At 61.9% G+C, this 19993-nt stretch carries 17 protein-coding genes and 1 pseudogene; 9 read left to right on the forward strand and 9 right to left on the reverse strand.

What is annotated here, in order from left to right:
- Positions 1-33: 33 nt before the first annotated feature.
- Together AC1D2R_RS19850 and AC1D2R_RS19855 are read right to left on the reverse strand one after the other, a co-directional pair.
- Positions 34-198, reverse strand: a pseudogene (locus tag AC1D2R_RS19850) (aldehyde dehydrogenase family protein); the annotation flags it as partial.
- Positions 199-328: 130 nt separating this feature from the next.
- Positions 329-1078, reverse strand: coding sequence for a histidine phosphatase family protein (locus AC1D2R_RS19855; protein WP_477969612.1), 750 nt, complete (start codon positions 1076-1078; stop codon positions 329-331).
- A 39-nt stretch (positions 1079-1117) separates the two neighbouring features.
- On the opposite strand from AC1D2R_RS19855, the gene AC1D2R_RS19860 reads away from it, so the two are divergent.
- Complete coding sequence (locus AC1D2R_RS19860; protein WP_477969614.1) at positions 1118-2446, forward strand: low temperature requirement protein A; 1329 nt, start codon at positions 1118-1120, stop codon at positions 2444-2446.
- Here AC1D2R_RS19860 and AC1D2R_RS19865 read toward each other — a convergent pair.
- Entirely contained in the window at positions 2443-2730 is a 288-nt protein-coding gene (locus tag AC1D2R_RS19865) for a hypothetical protein (protein ID WP_477969616.1), read from the reverse strand. The genes AC1D2R_RS19860 and AC1D2R_RS19865 overlap by 4 nt on opposite strands.
- Positions 2731-3031: 301 nt before the next feature.
- Between AC1D2R_RS19865 and AC1D2R_RS19870 the strand changes: the two genes are divergently transcribed.
- The 6 genes from AC1D2R_RS19870 to AC1D2R_RS19895 are packed head-to-tail and all read left to right on the forward strand — an operon-like array spanning position 3032 to position 9365.
- Positions 3032-4210: an acyl-CoA dehydrogenase family protein gene (locus AC1D2R_RS19870; protein ID WP_477969618.1), complete on the forward strand. Its 1179-nt coding sequence runs from the start codon at positions 3032-3034 to the stop codon at positions 4208-4210.
- A 25-nt stretch (positions 4211-4235) separates the two neighbouring features.
- Positions 4236-5591, forward strand: a complete 1356-nt coding sequence (locus tag AC1D2R_RS19875) for an LLM class flavin-dependent oxidoreductase (RefSeq protein WP_477969620.1) — start codon at positions 4236-4238, stop codon at positions 5589-5591.
- An 11-nt stretch (positions 5592-5602) separates the two neighbouring features.
- On the forward strand, positions 5603-5944 hold the full coding sequence (locus AC1D2R_RS19880) for a DUF3088 domain-containing protein (RefSeq protein WP_477969622.1): 342 nt from the start codon (positions 5603-5605) through the stop codon (positions 5942-5944).
- Between the two features lie 14 nt (positions 5945-5958).
- Entirely contained in the window at positions 5959-7179 is a 1221-nt protein-coding gene (locus tag AC1D2R_RS19885; RefSeq protein ID WP_477969624.1) for an acyl-CoA dehydrogenase family protein, read from the forward strand.
- Positions 7176-8504 (forward strand): LLM class flavin-dependent oxidoreductase, encoded by a 1329-nt coding sequence (locus AC1D2R_RS19890; protein WP_477969626.1) that lies wholly within the window; start codon positions 7176-7178, stop codon positions 8502-8504. The genes AC1D2R_RS19885 and AC1D2R_RS19890 overlap by 4 nt, the downstream gene beginning before the upstream one ends.
- Positions 8505-8516: 12 nt before the next feature.
- Positions 8517-9365 (forward strand): NADPH-dependent oxidoreductase, encoded by an 849-nt coding sequence (locus tag AC1D2R_RS19895; protein ID WP_477969628.1) that lies wholly within the window; start codon positions 8517-8519, stop codon positions 9363-9365.
- A 20-nt stretch (positions 9366-9385) separates the two neighbouring features.
- Here AC1D2R_RS19895 and AC1D2R_RS19900 read toward each other — a convergent pair whose 3' ends face one another.
- Positions 9386-10396: a LysR substrate-binding domain-containing protein gene (locus AC1D2R_RS19900; RefSeq protein ID WP_477969630.1), complete on the reverse strand. Its 1011-nt coding sequence runs from the start codon at positions 10394-10396 to the stop codon at positions 9386-9388.
- A gap of 305 nt (positions 10397-10701) precedes the next feature.
- Here AC1D2R_RS19900 and AC1D2R_RS19905 point away from each other — a divergent pair, with 305 nt between their 5' ends.
- Both AC1D2R_RS19905 and AC1D2R_RS19910 read left to right on the forward strand, forming a co-directional pair.
- Complete coding sequence (locus AC1D2R_RS19905; protein WP_477969632.1) at positions 10702-12309, forward strand: ABC transporter substrate-binding protein; 1608 nt, start codon at positions 10702-10704, stop codon at positions 12307-12309.
- 27 nt (positions 12310-12336) lie between these two features.
- Entirely contained in the window at positions 12337-13956 is a 1620-nt protein-coding gene (locus tag AC1D2R_RS19910; protein WP_477969634.1) for an ABC transporter substrate-binding protein, read from the forward strand.
- 63 nt (positions 13957-14019) lie between these two features.
- Here AC1D2R_RS19910 and AC1D2R_RS19915 read toward each other — a convergent pair whose 3' ends face one another.
- The 5 genes from AC1D2R_RS19915 to AC1D2R_RS19935 form a co-directional block, all read right to left on the reverse strand.
- A complete protein-coding gene (locus AC1D2R_RS19915; RefSeq protein ID WP_477969636.1) occupies positions 14020-15441 on the reverse strand; it encodes an FAD/NAD(P)-binding protein in 1422 nt (473 codons plus the stop codon).
- 71 nt (positions 15442-15512) lie between these two features.
- A complete protein-coding gene (locus AC1D2R_RS19920) occupies positions 15513-16475 on the reverse strand; it encodes an amidohydrolase family protein (RefSeq protein WP_477969638.1) in 963 nt (320 codons plus the stop codon).
- Positions 16476-16478: 3 nt separating this feature from the next.
- Entirely contained in the window at positions 16479-17570 is a 1092-nt protein-coding gene (locus tag AC1D2R_RS19925) for an LLM class flavin-dependent oxidoreductase (protein WP_477969640.1), read from the reverse strand.
- 29 nt (positions 17571-17599) lie between these two features.
- Entirely contained in the window at positions 17600-18859 is a 1260-nt protein-coding gene (locus tag AC1D2R_RS19930) for an acyl-CoA dehydrogenase family protein (RefSeq protein WP_477969642.1), read from the reverse strand.
- A gap of 69 nt (positions 18860-18928) precedes the next feature.
- A complete protein-coding gene (locus AC1D2R_RS19935) occupies positions 18929-19987 on the reverse strand; it encodes an aldo/keto reductase (protein WP_477969644.1) in 1059 nt (352 codons plus the stop codon).
- Between the last annotated feature and the right edge of the window lie 6 nt (positions 19988-19993).

Genomic DNA, 19993 nt, shown 5'->3' on the forward strand with positions numbered 1-19993 from the left:
GCATCGCGCCGCCTCTGCAAGCTCCGGATCGATCTATGAAAGAACCGCCCTGGGCTCCAGGGCCTCAAGGCCGAAGACGCCGTATTCGCGGCCGATACCGGATTGCTTGAAACCGCCGAACGGCGCGAGCGGTTCGTGGGGGGCGCCGTTTATCACCACGCGGCCGGATTGAAGCCGGTCTGCGATGCACCGTGCGCGCCTGGCGTCGACACCTACCCGCCAAACTTCGCGCTTTCATCGAATCAGAGAAAACCAGGCCAACGGAGGGACGAGACCGGAGCGTTGACCGCCCTTCACGAAATGCGACCGCGTTCGTCACCCACGGTTGCTATCTCTCGGCCTTCGACGCGATCGTCAGATCGGCACCAAAGGCTTCGCGCAACTCGCCCTCCTGTCCCTCTTGCCGGTCGGCGGCTTGATGAAGCAGCGTCGACGTGTATCCCTTCGAGCGGGTCCCCTCGATCAGTGTGACGTCGGCGTTGCCCGGATTGTCGGAGCGCTCGAACCAATCGACGGAATGCTGCAGGAAATTCATCTCAAACGCTCTGTTGGTGACGCCATGGCCGACGATGACGACGTTGTCTCTGCCATTCATGGCGTCATGCATGACGGTTTGCAGGAAAAGGCGAACCCGCTGCGCGACATCTGCCCGGCTCTCGCCATCCGGCGGCCGCGCGTAGAACTTGCCGCTGCTGCTGCGCAGTCTGGCCCATTTTTCGAATTCGTCGGGAAACTTGTGTTTTCGTTCGGCATGATCGTAGATTTCGGTAAAGAGGCCAAAATCCTGCTCCCGCAAAAGATAATCCTCCCTGACATCCCCAACAATCTTGGCCGGCAAGGCTTCCAGCAGGGCATCCTTGCTCTGCCTCGTCCTTAGGAACGGCGAGTACCAGATGCGCAGCTTCTGGAACCCGGCGCTCGGGACGCCCTCCAGATAGGCCGCAATGATCCGGCCCGCTTCCACCGCCTGTCGATGACCCCACTCGGTCAGCGGCACATTGTGATCGCCGAATTGGCCGTACGCCCGTTCGTTGATGTTGCCTAGGGATTCGCCGTGGCGAACGAGAAAGATACGCATCGGCCATCCCGCATTGTCCGTAATGGAATCGACCGTATCATGAGCGCCCTGGAAGCGCTGCGCAACGTGGTCTGCGAAGCCCGGCGCTGGCCATTGCCAGTGCTGCGAAGCGCCCTACCTCCCGTTGTCCGACAGGACATGGTCATACGAGGAACATTGCCGGACCTCCACGATGATCTGAAGGAACATCAAGGAGGCATTCTCTTGAACTGGATACGCAATGAGAGTGCCGAACGGACCAAAGCGAGCTTCCCTGAGCTGTTTTTCGATCTGGTGTTTGTGTTTGCGCTCATTCAGTTGTCGCACACGCTCGCCACCGACTTCAGTCTGACAACCGCCTTTGAGAATCTTCTGCTCGTTCTGGCGATCTGGTGGTTGTGGATCTACACGACATGGGTCACCAACCTTCTCGACACCGAGCAGGAAGCTGTCAGGCTGTTGCTCTTCGCGCTGATGTTCGGCGGTGTTCTCCTGGCGATCGCTCTGCCGGAGGCCTACGGCGAGCATGGAAAGGCCTTTGCAGCTTTGTATTGCGCAATGCAGCTCGGTCGCTCCGTGTTCACCCTCTACGCTTTTCGACAGGTCGATCGGGCGTCGTATCTGACCTTTCTTCGCATTACGGTGTGGATTCTTGTCTCAAGCCTGTTCTGGATACTGGGCGCCTTCGTTGGACTGGAGGCACGCGTGAAATTCTGGGCGATCGCTCTCCTGATCGAATATGCTTCTCCGGTTGCGCGCTATTGGGTTCCATGGCTTGGGCATTCGCCTCGCGAAACCTTGCGTATCTCCGGAGAGCACATGGCCGAGCGCTGTGCACTCTTCGTGATCCTCTGCCTCGGCGAAACGATCCTGACGACCGGCCGCAACGCTGCCGAGCACATGCAATCGAGCACGTCCTTTGCTGTCTTCTGCAGCGCTTTCCTGATGACCGGGTTCATGTGGTGGATCTATTTTCACCACGGACAGCAAAAAGCAGCCGACAAGGCCGAGGCGACCTCGGCGCCCGAAACCGTCGCCCATAATCTCTTCACCTATGGGCACCTGCCGATCGTCGCGGGCATCATCCTCACAGCCGTCGGCGAGGATTTCAGCCTGTCCCATCCGGACGAAGAGAGCAGCGTGAAAAATGCCTTGGCGATCCTCGGGGGACCGGCCCTTTTCCTCCTAGGAAATCTATGGCTCAAACTCGCAGCCGCACAGAAACTGCCCCTCTCTCATCTTGCAGGATGTGTCATACTGTTGTCTGCGGTAGTGTTCGTGCCCTCGCAGACCAACTTTGCCATTCAAATCGTGAGCGCAGCGACATTGCTGATGGTGGCTTTGTGGGAATATTTCGGCCTGCGGCGAACAGGGGCGGCAACTGCTTAGGGCTTGCAATCTCCCTCGGACAGAGATCGCCGATGGTGAGGTTTTTCACGCCGTGCGAGATCAAGAAGCAGCGTCTGGCGGCTTTTGCTGCCGTTGATCTCCGGCAATTCAGGCACTGGACCATGCAGCGGATATTGCGAAAGATCGAGCGAGCCAGCCCTGTCGGCGAGCTTCGAAAGACTGACGGCAGGATGGATGAGGTGCTGGATGGCGCCAGGCAGCAACGTGGTGATCGGTAGAATAGAGAAAAACTCCAAGCTTGAGCGGGGTTTTTGATCGGTCATGCTGCCCTCCTTGACCAGAAGATGCCAACACCGCAGAATATAATCTATAGCAACTATATTCTATTTAGGTGTTCGTTCGCGATTTGATTGTCGCGGGGCCAGTCGAATACGCGGACAAAGTTCCCTGGGGGCATTCATCGGCATGTCGCGAGGCCCCCTCCATTGATCTTCGGCAGGGGCGGGCAAAAAAGAATTTCTTCTTATGGGATCAAATAGATATTGCTGGACTTACGGCGTCGGCCGTCAAACCCTCAACGCATAGGTGACCCGCCAACCGGGATCACGACAGCGTGGGCCAAAGATGTCTTTTCAACCAGACCTGACCGACCCCTTCGTCGCCAAAGCGGTCGAACTTACAACACTCTTCGACAGGGATGCCGTGGAGCGCGACAAACGCGGCGGGCGCCCGACCGAACAGATACGACTGCTCAAGGAGAGCGGCCTGCCCTCGGCGCAGATTCCCGTTCGATACGGCGGAAAGGGTTCATCCTGGCTCTCGATCATGCGGGTCGTGCGCCAATTTGCCCGCACAGACGGATCGCTTGCTCATCTCTTCGGCTACCATCACCTGCCCCTCAATCTCGTGCTCTTCCGGGCCTCGCAGGCGCAGAAGGATCGCTGGCTGGGCACGTCTGCCGCGGAGAACTGGGTGTGGGGGAACTCGGGCAACGCGATGTCCAAGACGTCGTCCGGCCGGCGCACGACCGACGGCTGGATCGTCAGCGGCAAGCGGCCCTTCTCATCCGGCTCCCACGTTGCCGACTACATCCAGATCTCCTGGGAAAACTCACAGGGGCAACGGCTGACCGCCGGGATACCGGCTGACCGCGAGGGGATCGTCATCGAGGACGACTGGGATGGTCTCGGACAACGCCAGACGGGCAGCGGGACCGTCACCTTCCGCGACGTGCGTGTTTCGGACGACGAATTGATCAGCTCGCCCGAGGTAGCGATCACGCCATACACGTCGTTGACGTCTCTCCTGCAGCAAAGCGTTTTGCTCAATGTCTTTGTCGGCAGTGCGCAGGGGGCGCTGGAGGAAGGGCGGGTCTACACGACGACCGCTTCACGGCCCTGGATCTACTCCGGCGTGGAAAAGCACACCGATGACCCATGGATCCAGCGCCAGTATGGCGAACTCTACATACGCACGCTTGCTGCAACCGAACTGGCAGACAAGGCCGCGCGCAGCCTGGACGCGGCTTTCGGCAAGGGGCCTGCGCTGACTTTTGAGGAACGCGGCGCAGCGTCCATCGATATTGCCACGGCAAATGTCTACGCCGGCGACGTGGCGCTTGCCGTGTCGAGCGAAATCTTCGAGGTCATGGGCGCTCGCTCGGCAACCAATGCCAACGGCTTCGATCGCTTCTGGCGCAATGTGCGCACCCACACGCTCCACAATCCCGCGGAATACAAGAAGCGCACGATCGGCACATGGTTGCTGTCGGGCGAGTTTCCCGTTCCGGCCATTTACCGCTGACCATTTACCGCTGAAAGGAATATCGATGGCAAAGCGCAAGGATCAGATAAAGCTGGGCGCCTTCCTGCTGTTTACCGGCCACCATGTCGCCGCGTGGAGACATCCAGATGCGTCGGTCGGCGTCGAATTCGAGAACTATGTCGAGCTTGCCAAGCTCGCCGAGGCGGCCAAGTTCGACACCATCTTCTTTGCAGATGGTGTCGCCGCACGGCTGAAGGATATCGAGGCGGCAAGCCGCAAGGCTCACAGCGGCGTCTATCCCTTCGAGCCTATCACATTGCTCTCGGCCTTGTCGGCGGTCACGAAGAATATCGGCCTGATCGCAACCGCTTCCACGAGCTATTCCGACCCTTACAATCTGGCACGCCAGTTCGCATCGCTCGACCGGCTAAGCGCAGGCCGTGCCGGATGGAATCTCGTCACCTCCTCCGACCCCGATGCAGCCTACAACTTCGGACACGACGCGCAGATCCTGCACGAGGACCGCTATAGCCGCGCCGAAGAATTCGCCGACGTCGTCCTCGGCCTCTGGGACAGCTGGGAGGACGATGCGTTCGCACGCGATCGGGCAAGCGGACGCTATTTCGATCCGGACAAGCTTCACAGGCTTGATCACAAGGGACGGCATTTCAAGGTACGCGGACCGCTGAACATTCCGCGCTCGCCGCAGGGACGACCGGTCGTGGTGCAGGCCGGCGCTTCGGAGCCGGGCAAGGAGCTTGCCGCCCGCACCGCCGAAGCGATTTTTGCCGCGCAGATCACGCTCGATGAAGCCAAGGCCTTCTATGCGGATGTCAAGGGTCGGCTCGGCAAGTATGGCCGCTCGCCAGACGAGCTGAAGATATTGCCGGGCATCTTCCCCGTGGTGGGTCGCACGGAGAGCGAGGCTGAGGAGAAGTTCGAAGCGCTTCAGGAGCTGATCCAGCCGGAGGTCGGCCTCAATCTGCTGTCGCAGCTGAGCGGTATCGACCTTCGTTCCTATCCGCTCGACGGACAGATTCCCGACGATCTTCCGGTCACGAACGCCGGCAAGAGCCGGCAGGAACTGGTGCTCGATCTCGCCCGCCGGGAGAAACTGACGATCCGCCAGCTCTATTTGCGCATCGCCGGCGCGCGTGGCCATTGGCAGGTCGTCGGCACGCCGTCGCAGATCGCCGACGTCATGGAGGAGCGGTTCGAGAATTACGGCGCCGACGGCTTCAACATCATGGCCCCGATCATGCCCGGTGGACTTGCCGATTTCATCGAACTGGTGGTGCCGGAACTACGCCGACGCGGCCTTTTCCGCCACGAGTACGAGGGAACGACGCTGCGCGAAAATCTCGGCCTGAAGCGCCCCTCAAACCGTTTCACCACCAACAGCGCCGTTGCGGCGGAATAGGGCAAGACGACATGAGCCGTGACAAACTGTTTCTGATTTCGCCGGGATTTTCAGATCCGAAGCACCAGGGCCCGGCTTTCGTCTGCCCGCATTGTAACGCGATCGAGGGCCTGCTCGCCAGCTTTCCGGATCTTGCCACTGCCATCGAGGTGGAGCGCGTACCCTTTGCGCGACCGCGCCAGCCGGTGATCGAAGCTGTCGGCGAGGAGAACCAATCGCTACCGGTCTTGCTGCTGGCCGGCAACGCGCCTTCCGATGCTTCAGAAGCAAACGGCATACGCTTCGTCAGCTCGACCAATCGCATTCTGGAGCTGCTTGCCGAACGGCACGGTTTTCCGAAACTTCACAATTAGAGGGAGCATGGACAATGACGGTAAAGCCTTCAGGATTCGAACCGCCCCTACCCTTGCCGGCGCTCTTCGAGCCGGATACGGGCAATCCCCACATCGCCAAGGCGATCGAACTCCGCGAGATCTTTGCCCGCGACGCGATTGAGCGTGACCAGCTGGGCGGCAGGCCGCAAGAGCAGATCAGGTTCCTCAAGGAGAGCGGCCTCGTCAATCTTCTGATCCCCGAGGAGTTTGGCGGAGCGGGCGAGCGTTACTCGACCGCACTGAAGATCGTGCGCGAATTCGCCAAGGTCGATGGCTCCCTCGGGCATCTATATGGCTACCATTTCAGTCCGCTGCAGAACGCGATCACAGCCGGGTCCGATGCCCGGTCTCGCGACATTCTGCGCCGCTCGGCGGCAGGACGATGGTTCTGGGGCAATACGACGAACAGTTTCTCCAAGAGCCTGTTCGGCAGGCGGGCGCCGGACGGCGTCTTGTTGAACGGCTTCCGTCCGTTTGCCTCGGGGTCGCATGTCGCCGACTACCTGATGGTGGCCTGGGAGGACGAGGAGACCAATCAACGCAGCGTCGCCTATATCCCGCCGACCCGCGACGGCATCACGATCGCCGACGATTGGGACGGCATCGGCCAACGGCAGACGGGCAGCGGCCGCGTTCTCTACAAGGACGTCAAAGTCCATTGGGACGAGATCCTGCCCGAACGTCCGCGAGATCCGATTGCCCTGCTTGCGCCGCTGCAGCAACAGAGCGTGCTGTTGAATGTGTTCATCGGCAGCGCTCAAGGCGCGCTGATCGCGGCGCGCGACTATACAGTCGAGAAATCGCGCCCATGGATCTATTCCGGCGTCGAGCGCCACTTGGACGATCCATGGATCAAGCGGCAGTATGGCGAACTCTGGATCAAGGTTCAGGCGGCGACCGTCCTCGCCGACCGGGCACTGGAATCGCTCGATGCGGCGTACGCCAAGGGAGCCGGGTTGACCGCGCAGGACCGGGGATCGGCTGCGATCGCAGTCGCCTCGGCAAACGTCCTGGCCGGACAGGTCGCGCTCGACGTGACGAGCGAGATATTCGAGGTCATGGGTGCCCGCTCCGCTGTGCGCGCCAACGGCTTCGACCGCTTCTGGCGCAACGTGCGCATTCATACCCTTCACAACCCGGCCGAATACAAGACCCGCAACGTCGGCAACTGGGTCCTCACGCAGCAATTTCCCGAGCCCGGTATCTTCCAATGAGCGCCAGACGGGAACTTCATCTCAACGTCAACATCCTGCACTCCGGCTTCTCGCCGGCCGCCTGGCGGATGGAGGGAAGCGATCCGCGGGCATCGTTCGACATCAACCACTACATCAACGTCGCACGCATCGCCGAGCGCGGCGCCTTCGATGCCGTCTTCCTTGCCGATCAGGCGGCGATCTCCGACCGTGTCGATTTTCGGCCATTGACCTCGCTGGAACCGACCATCGTGCTGGCCTCGGTGGCGGCGCATACGCAGCATATCGGCCTTATCGCGACCGCGTCGACGACCTACAACGAGCCCTACAACATCGCCCGCCGGTTCGCGACGCTGGATCATGCCAGCGGTGGCCGTGTCGGCTGGAACATCGTCACAAGCGCCGACCTGTCGCAGAGCCGCAATTTCGGCCTGGAAAAGCCGGTCGAACACAACAGCCGTTACGAGCGCGCGGCCGAGTTCACCACTGTCGTAAAAGCGCTGTGGGACAGCTGGGAGGAGGAAGCCTTCGTCGGCGATGTCGCGACCGGTCGCTTTGTCGATCCGTCACGCGTGCATGCGATCGCGCACCGGGGAAAGCATTTTTCGGTCCACGGACCGCACAATATCCCGCGCCCGCCGCAGGGACATCCCGTCATCGTCCAGGCAGGCGGCTCGGAGGACGGCCGGCAACTGGCGGCAGAGCATGCCGAAGCGGTCTTCTCGGCGTCGCAATCATTCGACGAAGCGCTCGACTATGCCAATGATCTGAAGGCGCGGGCAGTGAGTTTCGGGCGCCCGCGCGATAGCATTCTGGTGCTCGCAGGTCTCGCGACCATCATAGGCAGCACCGAGGCAGAGGCCAGGAGACGGCAGGAGGAGCTTCGCGAACTCATCCCCCTTGAGTACAGTCTGGCGCGCCTCTCCGGTGTGCTGCAGATCGATCCGGCGCGGCTGAAGCCTGATGAGCCGCTGCCGGAGGATATTCCGCTGCCCGCCGATGGTGGACACACCTTCTTTCGCGCCACGCTCGCACTCGCCAGGCGGGATCGGCTCAGCGTGCGGGACCTCATCCGTGCGCTGAACGGCGGCACGGGACATCGCACCATCGTCGGCACACCCGGAGGCATCGCCGACGATATCGAAAAATGGTTCCTTGCCGGCGCTGCCGACGGCTTCAATTTGATGCCTGACGTATTGCCGTCCGGGCTCGAGACCTTCGTCGATGAAGTGGTCCCGATCCTGCGCCGGCGCGGCCTTTTCAGACATGAATATACCGGCAAGACGCTGCGCGACCACCTTGGGCTTTCACGCCCGGCCAATCCCTATGCCATTGCTGCCGAATGAAGGAACGGAACGATGACTTTGTCGAGCTACAGAAACGCGAATGATGACGACCGCCTGAACGAACTTGCCGGCGAACGCTACCGGGCGGCTCAGGCTCTGGCGGGCGACTGGAACGAGACGTTGGACACCATCCTCTCGCATCGCAGCGTTCGCAACTACCTCCCCGCACCGATCCCGCATAGCGCCATAGAGCTTGCGGTTGCCGCGGCGCAGTCGGCACCAAGCTCTTCGAACCTGCAGGCCTGGAGTGTTGTCACCGTCGAGGATCCGGCGCGCAAGGAGAGGCTGAACGCGGTTTCAGGCACGCAGCGGCAGATATCCCAGGCTCCGCTTCTTTTGGTCTGGCTTGCTGATCTGCATCGCCCGCGCAGCATCGCGACGGCCGGCGGCACGGCCGCCGAGGGCCTCGACTACCTCGAGAGCTTTCTTCTCGGGATCATCGATGCAGCGCTGGCCGCGCAGAACGCCGTGGTCGCGCTGGAATCGCTTGGTCTTGGAACATGCTATATCGGCGCTATCCGCAACGATCCCGAAACGGTTGCCCGCGAGCTCGGTCTGCCTGTTGGCGTCTTTCCGGTCTTTGGGCTGACGGTCGGCTATCCCGATCCGGCACTCACCGCCGCCGTGAAGCCGAGACTGCCACAGGCAAATGTCCTGCATCGCGAGCGCTACGACGTCGCGACGGCAGCGGGCGGCCTTGGCAATTACAACGCAGCCTTGAAGGCATTCCAGAGCGAGCAGTCTATGCCGCGCATCGATTGGACCGAGCAGGTCAGCAGCAGGGTTGGCACCGTAGAAGCGCTGAAGGGCCGGCATCGTCTCGCCGCAACTGCCAGCAAGCTCGGCTTCGCACTCAAGTAGCTCGGGCCTACCCGCCGCGGCTACTCCGCCGCAATAATGGTCAGGCCGGCGCGCGCGATCCGGCCCGGAAGAGCCTCGATCGCGCTCAGCGCCCTCGCCTCCGCCTGTAGCCAGTTGCGGAAGAGATCGACGCGCATCAGTCGCGCCTTGTGCGGCGTGCTGGCGAAGAAATAGGAAAAGCGTACGGGCTGCGGATTGCCGAACGGGCTGACCAGCCGCCCGGATTTGAGTTCGGCCTCGGCCAGACGCACCTTCCCAAGGCCCAGACCGTGGCCGGCCAGGGCTGCATCGAGTACCAGAGACGATTGGTTCAGCCGGAACCCGCCCTGCGGCAACCGGTAGGAGAGCCCCTCGGTGCGCAGCCAGGCGCTCCAGTCCGGGCAGGAATGATCGTGCTCGGCACCGTCCTCATGCAAAAGCGGCACGCCTTCGATTGCCTGCGGCCCCGCCCAGAGGGAATTTCGGTCGGCAAATTCGGGACTGCAGACCGGCAGCACCGCCTCGGAGAACAGATGATCGACAACAAGACCGGTATAAGTGCCGCTGCCGTAGCGGATTGCGCAATCGGCATCTCCGGTGTCGAGATCGGTCAGCTGCGCCGAGGCATCGACCAGAACCTGCAAGGCAGGAGCAGCGCGCCGCAGAGCATCAAGCCGGGGTATCAGCCACTTGCTGGCAAAAGAGGGAGCGACCGAAACCCGGATCGGAAGATCATGGTCGCTTGCGGCAAACTGCGTCATCGCCGACAGCACCGCATCGAAGGCATCGGTGAGGCCAGGCATCAGTGCCTGCCCTGCCGGGGTCAACTGCAGCTGTCCGCGCGTCCGATGAAAGAGCGGCTTGCCGAGGTACTCCTCCAGCAACCGGATCTGCTGCCCGACGGCAGCAGAGGTGACGTGAAGCTCGTCGGCGGCGCGAATGAAATTCAAATGCCGCGCCGTCGCAACGAAGGCCCTGAGCGACGTCAGCGGCGGCAGGCGCGCAAGCGTCGGCTGAATGGTTTTTTTGCGGGATTCGACCACGGTGCTCATAGGGTGATTGCACCACAATCATGGCTGCCAAGACGAGAACCCGCTTTGCGCCCACCATCACGGTGGAAACATTTCCTTCTCCGTTTGACGGCACGCGGAGAACCAAAAACTAAAACCGTGAAATTGTCTATATTTTTAGTAGACTACGCTATTTGGAAAGCCGACGCAGAATAAACGCCTAGACGAAGCTTTTCTTTTCGGGAGACGTAGAAAAACATTCTTCCCAATTGCCATTTCCCGACGCGATGATGCGCGTTGAAGGCTGTCCCTGCGCTGGGCACGAGCCGATTTTCTGGGGGCATTTAATGGACATCAAGAGACGTCAGCTCAATCAAATTCTTGCTCTGACCGCGGTCAGTGCCATTGTCCCAATCAGTGTTTTCGCACAGGCGGCCGAGCCGAACGCGCGCGCAACGCTGAACCTGCTCGTTCAGCCTGAACCGCCAACCCTCGTGACACTGGCCCACACAGCCGGGCCAACGACGCGCGTCAGCGGCAAGATTACCGAGGGCCTGCTCGCCTACGGCCTGGATTTCAAGCCCATACCGCAGCTCGCGACGGCGTGGCAGGTCAGCGACGACGGCTTGCAGTACACATTCAAGCTGCGCGAGGGCGTGAAATGGCATGACGGCCGTGATTTCACGTCCGCCGATGTGGCCTTTTCGGTCCTCGCCCTGAAGGAAGTTCACCCGCGCGGTCGCGCCACGTTTTCAAGCGTCACCGACGTTGCTACGCCGGATGCTCATACCGCTGTCATCAAGCTCTCAAAACCGGCACCCTACCTCCTAGGCGCGCTTCAGGCGAGCGAATCGCCGATCGTGCCGAAACATGTCTACGAGGGCAGCGCAGATCTGCCCGGAAACCCTAACGGCCGCGCACCGATCGGCACGGGGCCGTTCATCTTTCGCGAATGGACCGCCGGCAGCCACATCATTCTCGAACGCAACCCGGATTATTGGGACAAGGGTCGGCCTATCCTCGACCGCATCGTCATCAAGTTCATTCCCGACGCGAGCGCGCGGCTTGCCGCACTTGAGACCGGCGAGGTCGATATCGCGCCGGACACACCGGTGTCGCTCAGCCAGATCGACCGCATAAAGTCCCTGCCGACGCTGGCGGTCGATGATCGCGGCAATGACTATTCGCCGACCGTCTACCGGATCGAGTTCAACCTTTCGAACGAATACTTCAAACACGACAAGGTGCGCCAGGCCGTCGCTCACGCAATCGACCGGCAGAAGGTCGCCGACATCGCCTTCTATGGCTACGCCATTCCTGCGCCCGGGCCGATCAGCCCCTATCTTAAGACATTCTACAATCCCGATGTGCCCGTCTACGCCTTCGATCTCGCCAAGGCGGAACAGCTCCTGGACGAAGCGGGCTATCGGCGCGGCGAAAACGGCATCCGCTTTGAAGTCCCGCACGACGTAATGCCCTATGGCGACACCTACACCCGCATCGGTGACTACCTTCGCGACACGCTCGCCAAGATCGGCATCAAGGTCGATCTGCGCGGCCAGGACGTGCCGACCTGGCTGAAGCGCGTCTACACCGACCGCGACTTCGCCTTTGTGACCGGTGGCATGGGCAACACCTTCGATCCGACGATCGGCGTACAGCGGCTCTACTGGTCGAAAAACTTCAAGAAGGGCGTGCCCTTCTCCAATGGCTCCGGCTACAGCAATCCCGAAATCGACCAGATCTTCGAGCAGGCGGCTGTCGAAAACGATCACACCAAGCGGGTCGAACTGTTCAACAAGATGCAGGTGATCATCGCAAGGGATCTGCCCGACATCACGCTCGTCTCCTTCAGGCAGCTGACGATCTTCAACAAGAAGGTCCAGGACCACACCGTCGTTGCAGATGGTCTGTCCGGCAGCCTGTCGTCCACCTACCTCCTCAAAAACTCCTGACGCCCGGCTCTCTCAAGGACAAGTGCAATGACCATCAATCGCCGCCACTTCAACCAGCTCCTGCTGCTCTCGACCGCAGCGACGCTGCTGCCCTCGATCAAGGCTTTCGCAGCGGACGAAAAGCCGCAGGCGGGAGGCACGCTGAACTTCATCGTCGAACCCGAACCGCCGACCATTCTCGCCCTGGCGCACACCGCCGGCGGCACCCAGAAGGTCAGCCCGAAGATCACCGAAGGCCTGCTTACCTATGACTTCGACCTGAAACCCAAGCCGCAGCTTGCGACCGAATGGTCGATCAGCGACGACGGTCTGAACTACACCTTCAAGCTTCGCCCCAACGTCAAGTGGCACGACGGCAATGATTTCACTGCCGAAGACGTCGCCTATTCGATCGAGCTTCTAAAGCAGGTCCATCCGCGCGGGCGCGGCACCTTCGCCAATGTCACGAAGGTCGAAACGCCCGATCCGCTGACAGCCATCTTCCGCCTGTCCAAGCCTGCGCCCTATCTACTGACGGCGCTCTACGCGGCGGAATCGCCGATCGTACCCAAGCATATCTATGAAAATACCAAGATCGCCGACGTGCCCACCAGCCCCAACGGCAGCGCGCCGATCGGCACGGGACCCTTCGTGTTCAAGGAGTGGGTGCGCGGCTCCCATATCATCCTTGAGCGCAACCCGAACTACTGGGACGCCGGCAAGCCCTATCTCGACCAGGTCGTGGTGCGGTTCGTGCCGGATGGCGCGGCGCGCGCGGCAGGCTTCGAGACGGGCGAGTTCGACATCGGCGGCGACAATCCGATCCCCCTCAGCGATCTCGAGCGCATCAAGGCGCTGCCGAACATCGGCACGGATTCACGCGGCTACCAGACGAAGGGGGATCAGACCCAGCTCATCTTCAATCTCGACAACCAGTATCTGAAGGATGTGCGCGTACGGCGCGCGATCGCCCACGCGATCGACCTGAACGTCATCCTGAACACCGTCTGGTACGGCTACGGCCATGTGTCGCCAACGCCGATCAGCGCGTTCCTGCCGCATTATCAGGATCCCTCGATCAAACCTTATGCCTTCGATCTGAAAGCCGCCGGGCAACTTCTGGACGAGGCCGGATACAAGCCGGACGCAACGGGCGTTCGCTTCCAGTTGCGTCTGACGCACAACTCCTACAATGAAGGCTTCAAGCGTGTTGCCGAATATCTCAAACAGAATCTGGCCCGCATCGGCATCGCCGCAACGATCGATTCCTACGATTTCTCGACCTACATCAAGAAGGTCTATACCGACCGCGCCTTCGACCTCACGGCGGAATATCTCGGCAGTCAGTTTGACCCGACGCTCGGCGTACAGCGCATCTACTGGTCGAAGAACTTCAAGATCGGCCTGCCCTTCTCGAACGCCAGCCACTACGCAAATCCGGAAGTGGACCGGCTTTTGGAAGCCGCATCGGTCGAGATCGACGACGAGAAGCGCAAGCAGGAGTTCAACGCTTTCCAGAAGATCATCGCCGAGGAGGTTCCAGTCGTGAACCTGATTTCGCTCGAGAACGTGACCGTGTTCAACAAGCGCGTGAAGAACCATACGACCGGCGCCGAAGGCGTGCAGTCGAACTTCGCCGATGTCTATATCAAGGACGGCGAAGGCTGATTTGCCGGGAGAGCCGTTTGAAATCGGGCGCGTTCCAACAGGGACGCGCCCTTTTTGTCTTCCTCAGGATGCGACGCGCTCGGCGGGAGTGACCTTCGCCAGGAGACGGTCGGCCAGTGCAATCGCCTGTGCGCGCTGCTCGGTGATCGAACTCGATTCCCAGGCGACACCGCGCAAGGGATGACCGATCGCGCTGAGATTGCGGTGGACATGCCCCTCTCTTGAAATCAGCGCGCCGTCGGTCGTGGCATCGATCCCGAAGCCGGTGCTGTGCGGCCGGACTTCGCCGCTTGCGAGCAGGTTTTGGACGAAAGGATCGGCTATCCGGCGCCAGTCGTGCAGCTGGTGACCGCGGCAGTCGATAATGCCATCAAACACCGATGTCTCGACGCCGAGGCGCGTGCGGATGGTCGCAACGATACGATCCCCATCCGATGCAAGTTCGACCAGCCGGGCGGAGCGATGGGAGAGCCGCTCCTCGTTGACTGCCCGTTCGATCGCAGCATGTGTGTCAGGAGCGGAGCGATGCGCGGTGACGTCCCAGAACGCCCTGAGATGGCGAGTGAAGCGGAGCCGCTCCCGGTCGTTGGCCTTCTGCCAGAGCGACAAGATGTGGGGGCGGATTGCAAGCGGCAACCCCTGCCAGTCTCCTCCGACCTGCGCTATCGCCCGGCGTTCCGCCTTCACCAGGGAAAGCAGGGACCGGGCGGTCGCCGGCAGGGGGCGATCTGCCAGGAAGTCGCGGGCGGGCTCGGTGTTTCTGCGGCCTTCCACGAACTGACCGCGCCGCGATATGACCTGATAACTGCCACGATAGCCGCGAGCCTCCATGCTGGCAACCGCATCGACCATCGACAGGCTCGAGCCGATCACCAGGATGTCCTTGCCGTCTGCCAGCCTGTCGAGAGCTGCGGGATCCCAGGGATTGGCGGCAAAAGCCGGGTGGCTCGCCACCGGAGCCTCCTGTGCACTCGGTCCGGCCTGGAAGACGCCAAGCGCCAGAACCACCTCGTCGGCCTCGATCGCATCGCCATTTGCCAGGGTCACCTGCACATTGTTTGGCGTTGATCTCAGGTGCGCCGCAGACGAACGGATATGGCGGAACGTGCATCGTCCCCGGGCATCGGCAATCGCTCGCCCCAGCTCGTCACGGACGTAGGTTCCAAAGAGATAGCGCGGCGGCGTGCTGGAGGCGACGTCGTGGGGCGGTTCCCAGCCGTTCTCCGCGCCATTTTCGCTGAGCCAACGGGCGAGATGTTCGGGATCCTCGGGATGGAGGGAAAAGATATTCGCCGGGCCGTTCACCAGGTGAACGACCTCGGTGGTGCTGTAAGCAACACCGCGCCCGAGTTCGGCACGGCGCTCGACAACAGTGATGTCCAATGGCTGCGTGGCTGCATCCAGCAGCTTGATTGCGGTCAGCGCCCCGGCAAAGCCGCCGCCGATGATCGCTATGGAATGACGGTGGGGATGGTCAATGCGCATGGTCTCTCCTGCCTCCGCATGTTGCTGCGCAGGTCAATGAATACCGGTTGGTGGTGGCGGTCGCCGCCGGCCTAAGCCGACCGCAACGCTTTCTGGTCGCGGCGGTTTAGCAGCAGATCAAGCGCATTCTGGCCCGCGATTTGGCGCTGCTCTTCCGAACTCAGGCCAGCTGCCTCGAATGCCTTGGAGAGGATTTCCTGCGTCGGATCGTGCCCGAGGATCGGCCAGTCGCTGCCCGTCAGAACATGGTCTGCGCCGACGAGGCTTGTAACAAACCGAATGAAGCGTGCCTCGGCCGGCATGATGTCGATATAGAGATGGCGGCGCTTGCCTGTCGGAGCATCGGCGAAGATCGAGGGCAGTTCGCCGAAGGGACCCGTGAGTGCCAGCGCCGAAACACCGAGCGCGGTGATCACCACCCGTAGCTCCGGCAGCTCCTCGAAAACACCCGAAGTCACGAGCGCGATCGCGGCTGCCGCATTGATCGTGCCGCGGCTGAGCCGCGTTCCCAACCGGCCCAGGCCGGCAAGCTGGGTTGCGAGCGGCTCGGGATTGATCGGATGAACGAAGACGGGAACGCCCAGTTCAGCAGCAACCCTCAGGACCGGCCTCGCTTCCGGCGCATCGATCAGCCGGTCGCCCTTCACACTGTCGACAAACAGTCCGGACAGGCCGAGTTCGAGAATGGCGCGCCGCGCTTCTTTCGCTGCCTCCTCGCCGTCGTATGCGTCGACGGTCGCAAGGGCGAAAAGCCTGTCGGGATGCCTGGCGACAGTTGCCGCCAGATCGTCGTTCAGACGCCGGCTGATATCGCGAAAGTCGGCATCCGGGGCTGCGACCATGGAAAGCGCGACGCCAATCACGCGCTGCGCGATACCGGCCGCGTCGCTGTCGGCGATCAGCGCGTCGAGATCGGAGATCTTCGAACCGATCCGTTGCCAGAGGGGATCGAGGGCGCGCCCGGGCGCCCGGTAGACCTCCCATCCCGCAGGCAGGAAATGCGTGTGGAAGTCGACGATATTGAGCGTGCTCATGATCTACTCCGCTGCCACCCTTCTGGCCTTGCGCGCGGCTATCCCTGCCTTGACGAGCGGTGCGACGTCGCGGCCGTAAGCCACGGTGTCTTCAGTCGGATAGAAGCCGCGCATCAGGAAATTCGAAACCCCGGCGTCGTAGTAGTCGAGGACTGCCTCGGCGACCTGGTGGGGCGTTCCGACCAGCGCCGTCGAATTGCCGCCGGCGCCGCTTGCAGCTGCAACCTCCGTCCACAGCCGCTTGTCGAGCACCTTGCCACGGCTCGCCGCCTCGCGCAGCCGCACCGAGCCGACGTTCGACGGCAGCTTTTCGCCATTGCCGCCGACGCGCGCGTTGGCTTTCACCTTCTGCAGGATGTCGTCCGCCTTCTCCCATGCCTTGTCTTCTGTCTCAGCAACGACGATGCGGAAGGCGATCGTAAAGCGGATATCGTCGGCGCGCTTGTAGGGCTCGGCCGCAGCACGCACCTTGCCGATGGTTTCACGCACGCCGTCGAGCGGCTCGCCCCAGAGGGCATAGATATCCGCGTGCTTGCCGGCAACGCGGAAGGCGGCATCTGACGAGCCGCCGAAGGAGATTGGGATGCGCGGCTGCTGAAAGGGCTTCACTTGGGAAATCGCGCCCTTGACGCGGTAGAACTCTCCATCGTGATCGAAAGGTTCGCTGCTCTCCCAGGTTTTCCTGAGCACATCGAGGTATTCATCCGTACGGTCGTAGCGGCGGTCGTGCTTCAGAAAGTCGCCATCGCGTTGCTGATCGGCATCCGAGCCGCCGGTGATGACGTGGATCCACAGGCGCCCCCCGGAAAACTGGTCGAGCGTCGCCAGTTGTCGCGCTGCCAGCGTCGGCGCAATGAAGCGCGGACGATGCGCAAGAAGTGCACCGATGCGCTCCGTCCTGGAAAAGACATGCGCCGCAATCTGATTGTTGTCGGGCCATGTCGAGAAGGCACCGATCAGCAATCGGTCGATACCGGCTTGTTCGGCGGCCTGCGCATGGTTGACGATATAGTCCTTGTCGATGACAGGACCTTTTGGCGGCACGATATCGGAACCTTCGCGGTTCGAAACGTGTCCGATAAACTCCGAGCTCATGAAATCAACCTTCCCTGGAAGCAGCCGGCTCAGAACACCTTGCCCTCTTGGAGGTGTGTCGTCGTGCCGTTGATGAAGTAGTCGCCGATCACCCGTGCCTTGTGCAGCAGCGGGTTGTGATTGAGGACGGTGCGGATGTTGCGCCAGTGGCGGTCGAGGTTGAGGTGGCGGGATGTCGCCGAGCCACCGCCGAGTTCGAAGACGTTCGTTGCGGCTGCCAGTGCAAGCTGGGAGGCCACAACCTGTGTTCTTGCCGTCGCCAGAGCGCTTTCGACGAGCGCTGCCTCGATCTTGTCCGCGTCGTCGGTATCGAAGGCCTTTACCGTTCGGTCGAGCGCGCGCGCGCTCTCGCGAATGAGCGTGTCGACCGCAAACGAACCGGCGGCAATCTCGCCCAGTATCTTCTGCACGAATGGATCGGCACTCGCCGTCTCGGCGGCACTGTGCGCGGCGGAACGCGCCTGCCTGCGCACATATTCGGTGCCCTCCGCCAGAGCCCCGCGAACCGCGCCTGCCATCGAGGCTGCAAGATGCAATTGCCGCAGTGTCGACGTATGGCGACCGACCAGCGTGTTCAGTCCGCGTGTCGAGATTTCGTGCGGAAGCACTTCAACGTCTTCGAGAAGCACGCCACCGCTTGCGGTCAGGCGCTGCCCCATGCCGTCCCAGTCGTCGAGGATGGAGATACCCTTGCGATCGACGGGCAAAAGAACGCTGACAAACTGGCCTTCGTCATTCTTCGCGCTGAAGGAGGCGAAATCCGCAAAGGCTGTTCCGGTTGCATACCATTTGCGGCCGTTCAGACGGTAGCTGTCGCCAGTCTTCGTCAGTCGCGTCGTGACATCGCCCGGCCGTTTGGTTCCCTGCTCGGTGTGCGCGCCGCCGAACAGCTTGCCGGAGAGGACGCGGCTGAGCTGGGTACGGTCGATCGCGGTGTTGGGATTGAGGAGCAATCCCTCGGTAAAGTTGAAGTGGCTTCGAAGCGCATGAGCGACATTGGAGTCGGCCGCCCCGATCGCCATGATCGTCTCGATATAGTCCACGACCGAACCGCCCGGGCCGCCCAGCGCAACGGGCACCCGCAGCGTTCCAAGCCCGGCGTCCTTGAACAGCCGGAAGGCTTCGAAGGGAAGCTCGCGCTCCAGGTCGCGCTGGACGGCGCCCTTGGCGATCTCGCGGGCGAGGTCCGGAACCTTCGCGAGCAGAGCTGACAAGTCACCGACGGGTGACCCGCTGTGGGCGCCAAGCTGGTCATGAACTGGTAAGGGGGAAGAAGCGGTATTTGCCATGCGAAGGCCTTTTCGTCGCCGGAGCGGTGATGGCAGGGTCCGCCTTCGCGGACCCTGCCGGGTTTTCGATCAGGCGACGGCGCGTGCAAGCGGCACGACATTTTCGGCGCCCGATGCGGCGCTGCGCGGCACGCGGCCTTCCACCGGATGGCTCGGATCGTTGAACCCGGGGGTCGACGGATGGCCTGTCGTGACGAGACGATCGACCAGCGCTTCGTCCTCGGCGTCGAGCTTGACGTCGAGCGCGCGGATGTAGCTGTCCCAATGCTCTTCCGTGCGCGGGCCGGTGATGGCTGCGGAAACGAGCTTGTTGTTCAGCACCCAGGCAAGCGCAAACTCCGTGGGGTTGATCCCCTTGCGGGTCGCATGCGCCGCGATCTCCTTGGCAATCGAGATCGACTCCGGACGCCACTCCGTCTCCAGAATGCGCTTGTCGCCGCGGCCGGCGCGCGTATCGGCACCAGGCTCCTGGCCAGGCTCGTACTTGCCGGTCAACACACCTCGTGCCAGCGGCGAATAGGAGACGACGCCGAGCCCGTAGTGATGGGCGGCCGGCAGCTGCTCGGCTTCGGCCGTGCGGTTGACGATGTTGTAGAGCGGCTGGCTGGCCACCGGCCTGTCGATGCCGAGCTGATCGGCGAGGTGCGATACCTCGGCAATGCGCCAGCCGCGGAAGTTGGAGACACCGAAATAGCGCAGCTTGCCGGCCCGGATCAGGTCGGCGATGGCCCGCAACGGCTCTTCAAGCGGCGCGTCGAAGACGGCGCGGTGAAAATAGAGGATATCGATGTAGTCGGTGTTCAACCGGCGAAGCGAATTTTCGACGGTCTCGATCACCCATTTGCGCGAATGGCCGCCAAGGTTCGGCCCCTTCTTGTGCGAATTGACGAACTTGGTAGCAAGCACCCAGTCGTCGCGATGCGCCTTGATGCCGCGACCGACGACCTCTTCTGACTTGCCGTCGTGATAGACGTCTGCCGTATCGATGAAGTTGATGCCCTGCTCGCGGGCCTTGTCGATGATGCGGAACGCGACCTCATCCGGCGTCGGACCACCGAACATCATGGTTCCCAGGCTGAGCGGCGACACTTTCAGTGCGCTGCGTCCGAGATAGCGATAGTCAACCATTTTCAT

Source organism: Rhizobium sp. P1_C7 (genome assembly GCF_056406295.1).

Bases quoted from the DNA above. Each gene is read 5' to 3' on its own strand.
- AC1D2R_RS19855 (WP_477969612.1), bottom strand. From the start codon at position 1,078: ATGCGTATCTTTCTCGTTCGCCACGGCGAATCCCTAGGCAACATCAAC.
- AC1D2R_RS19860 (WP_477969614.1), top strand. From the start codon at position 1,118: ATGAGCGCCCTGGAAGCGCTGCGCAACGTGGTCTGCGAAGCCCGGCGC.
- AC1D2R_RS19865 (WP_477969616.1), bottom strand. From the start codon at position 2,730: ATGACCGATCAAAAACCCCGCTCAAGCTTGGAGTTTTTCTCTATTCTA.
- AC1D2R_RS19870 (WP_477969618.1), top strand. From the start codon at position 3,032: ATGTCTTTTCAACCAGACCTGACCGACCCCTTCGTCGCCAAAGCGGTC.
- AC1D2R_RS19875 (WP_477969620.1), top strand. From the start codon at position 4,236: ATGGCAAAGCGCAAGGATCAGATAAAGCTGGGCGCCTTCCTGCTGTTT.
- AC1D2R_RS19880 (WP_477969622.1), top strand. From the start codon at position 5,603: ATGAGCCGTGACAAACTGTTTCTGATTTCGCCGGGATTTTCAGATCCG.
- AC1D2R_RS19885 (WP_477969624.1), top strand. From the start codon at position 5,959: ATGACGGTAAAGCCTTCAGGATTCGAACCGCCCCTACCCTTGCCGGCG.
- AC1D2R_RS19890 (WP_477969626.1), top strand. From the start codon at position 7,176: ATGAGCGCCAGACGGGAACTTCATCTCAACGTCAACATCCTGCACTCC.
- AC1D2R_RS19895 (WP_477969628.1), top strand. From the start codon at position 8,517: ATGACTTTGTCGAGCTACAGAAACGCGAATGATGACGACCGCCTGAAC.
- AC1D2R_RS19900 (WP_477969630.1), bottom strand. From the start codon at position 10,396: ATGAGCACCGTGGTCGAATCCCGCAAAAAAACCATTCAGCCGACGCTT.
- AC1D2R_RS19905 (WP_477969632.1), top strand. From the start codon at position 10,702: ATGGACATCAAGAGACGTCAGCTCAATCAAATTCTTGCTCTGACCGCG.
- AC1D2R_RS19910 (WP_477969634.1), top strand. From the start codon at position 12,337: ATGACCATCAATCGCCGCCACTTCAACCAGCTCCTGCTGCTCTCGACC.
- AC1D2R_RS19915 (WP_477969636.1), bottom strand. From the start codon at position 15,441: ATGCGCATTGACCATCCCCACCGTCATTCCATAGCGATCATCGGCGGC.
- AC1D2R_RS19920 (WP_477969638.1), bottom strand. From the start codon at position 16,475: ATGAGCACGCTCAATATCGTCGACTTCCACACGCATTTCCTGCCTGCG.
- AC1D2R_RS19925 (WP_477969640.1), bottom strand. From the start codon at position 17,570: ATGAGCTCGGAGTTTATCGGACACGTTTCGAACCGCGAAGGTTCCGAT.
- AC1D2R_RS19930 (WP_477969642.1), bottom strand. From the start codon at position 18,859: ATGGCAAATACCGCTTCTTCCCCCTTACCAGTTCATGACCAGCTTGGC.
- AC1D2R_RS19935 (WP_477969644.1), bottom strand. From the start codon at position 19,987: ATGGTTGACTATCGCTATCTCGGACGCAGCGCACTGAAAGTGTCGCCG.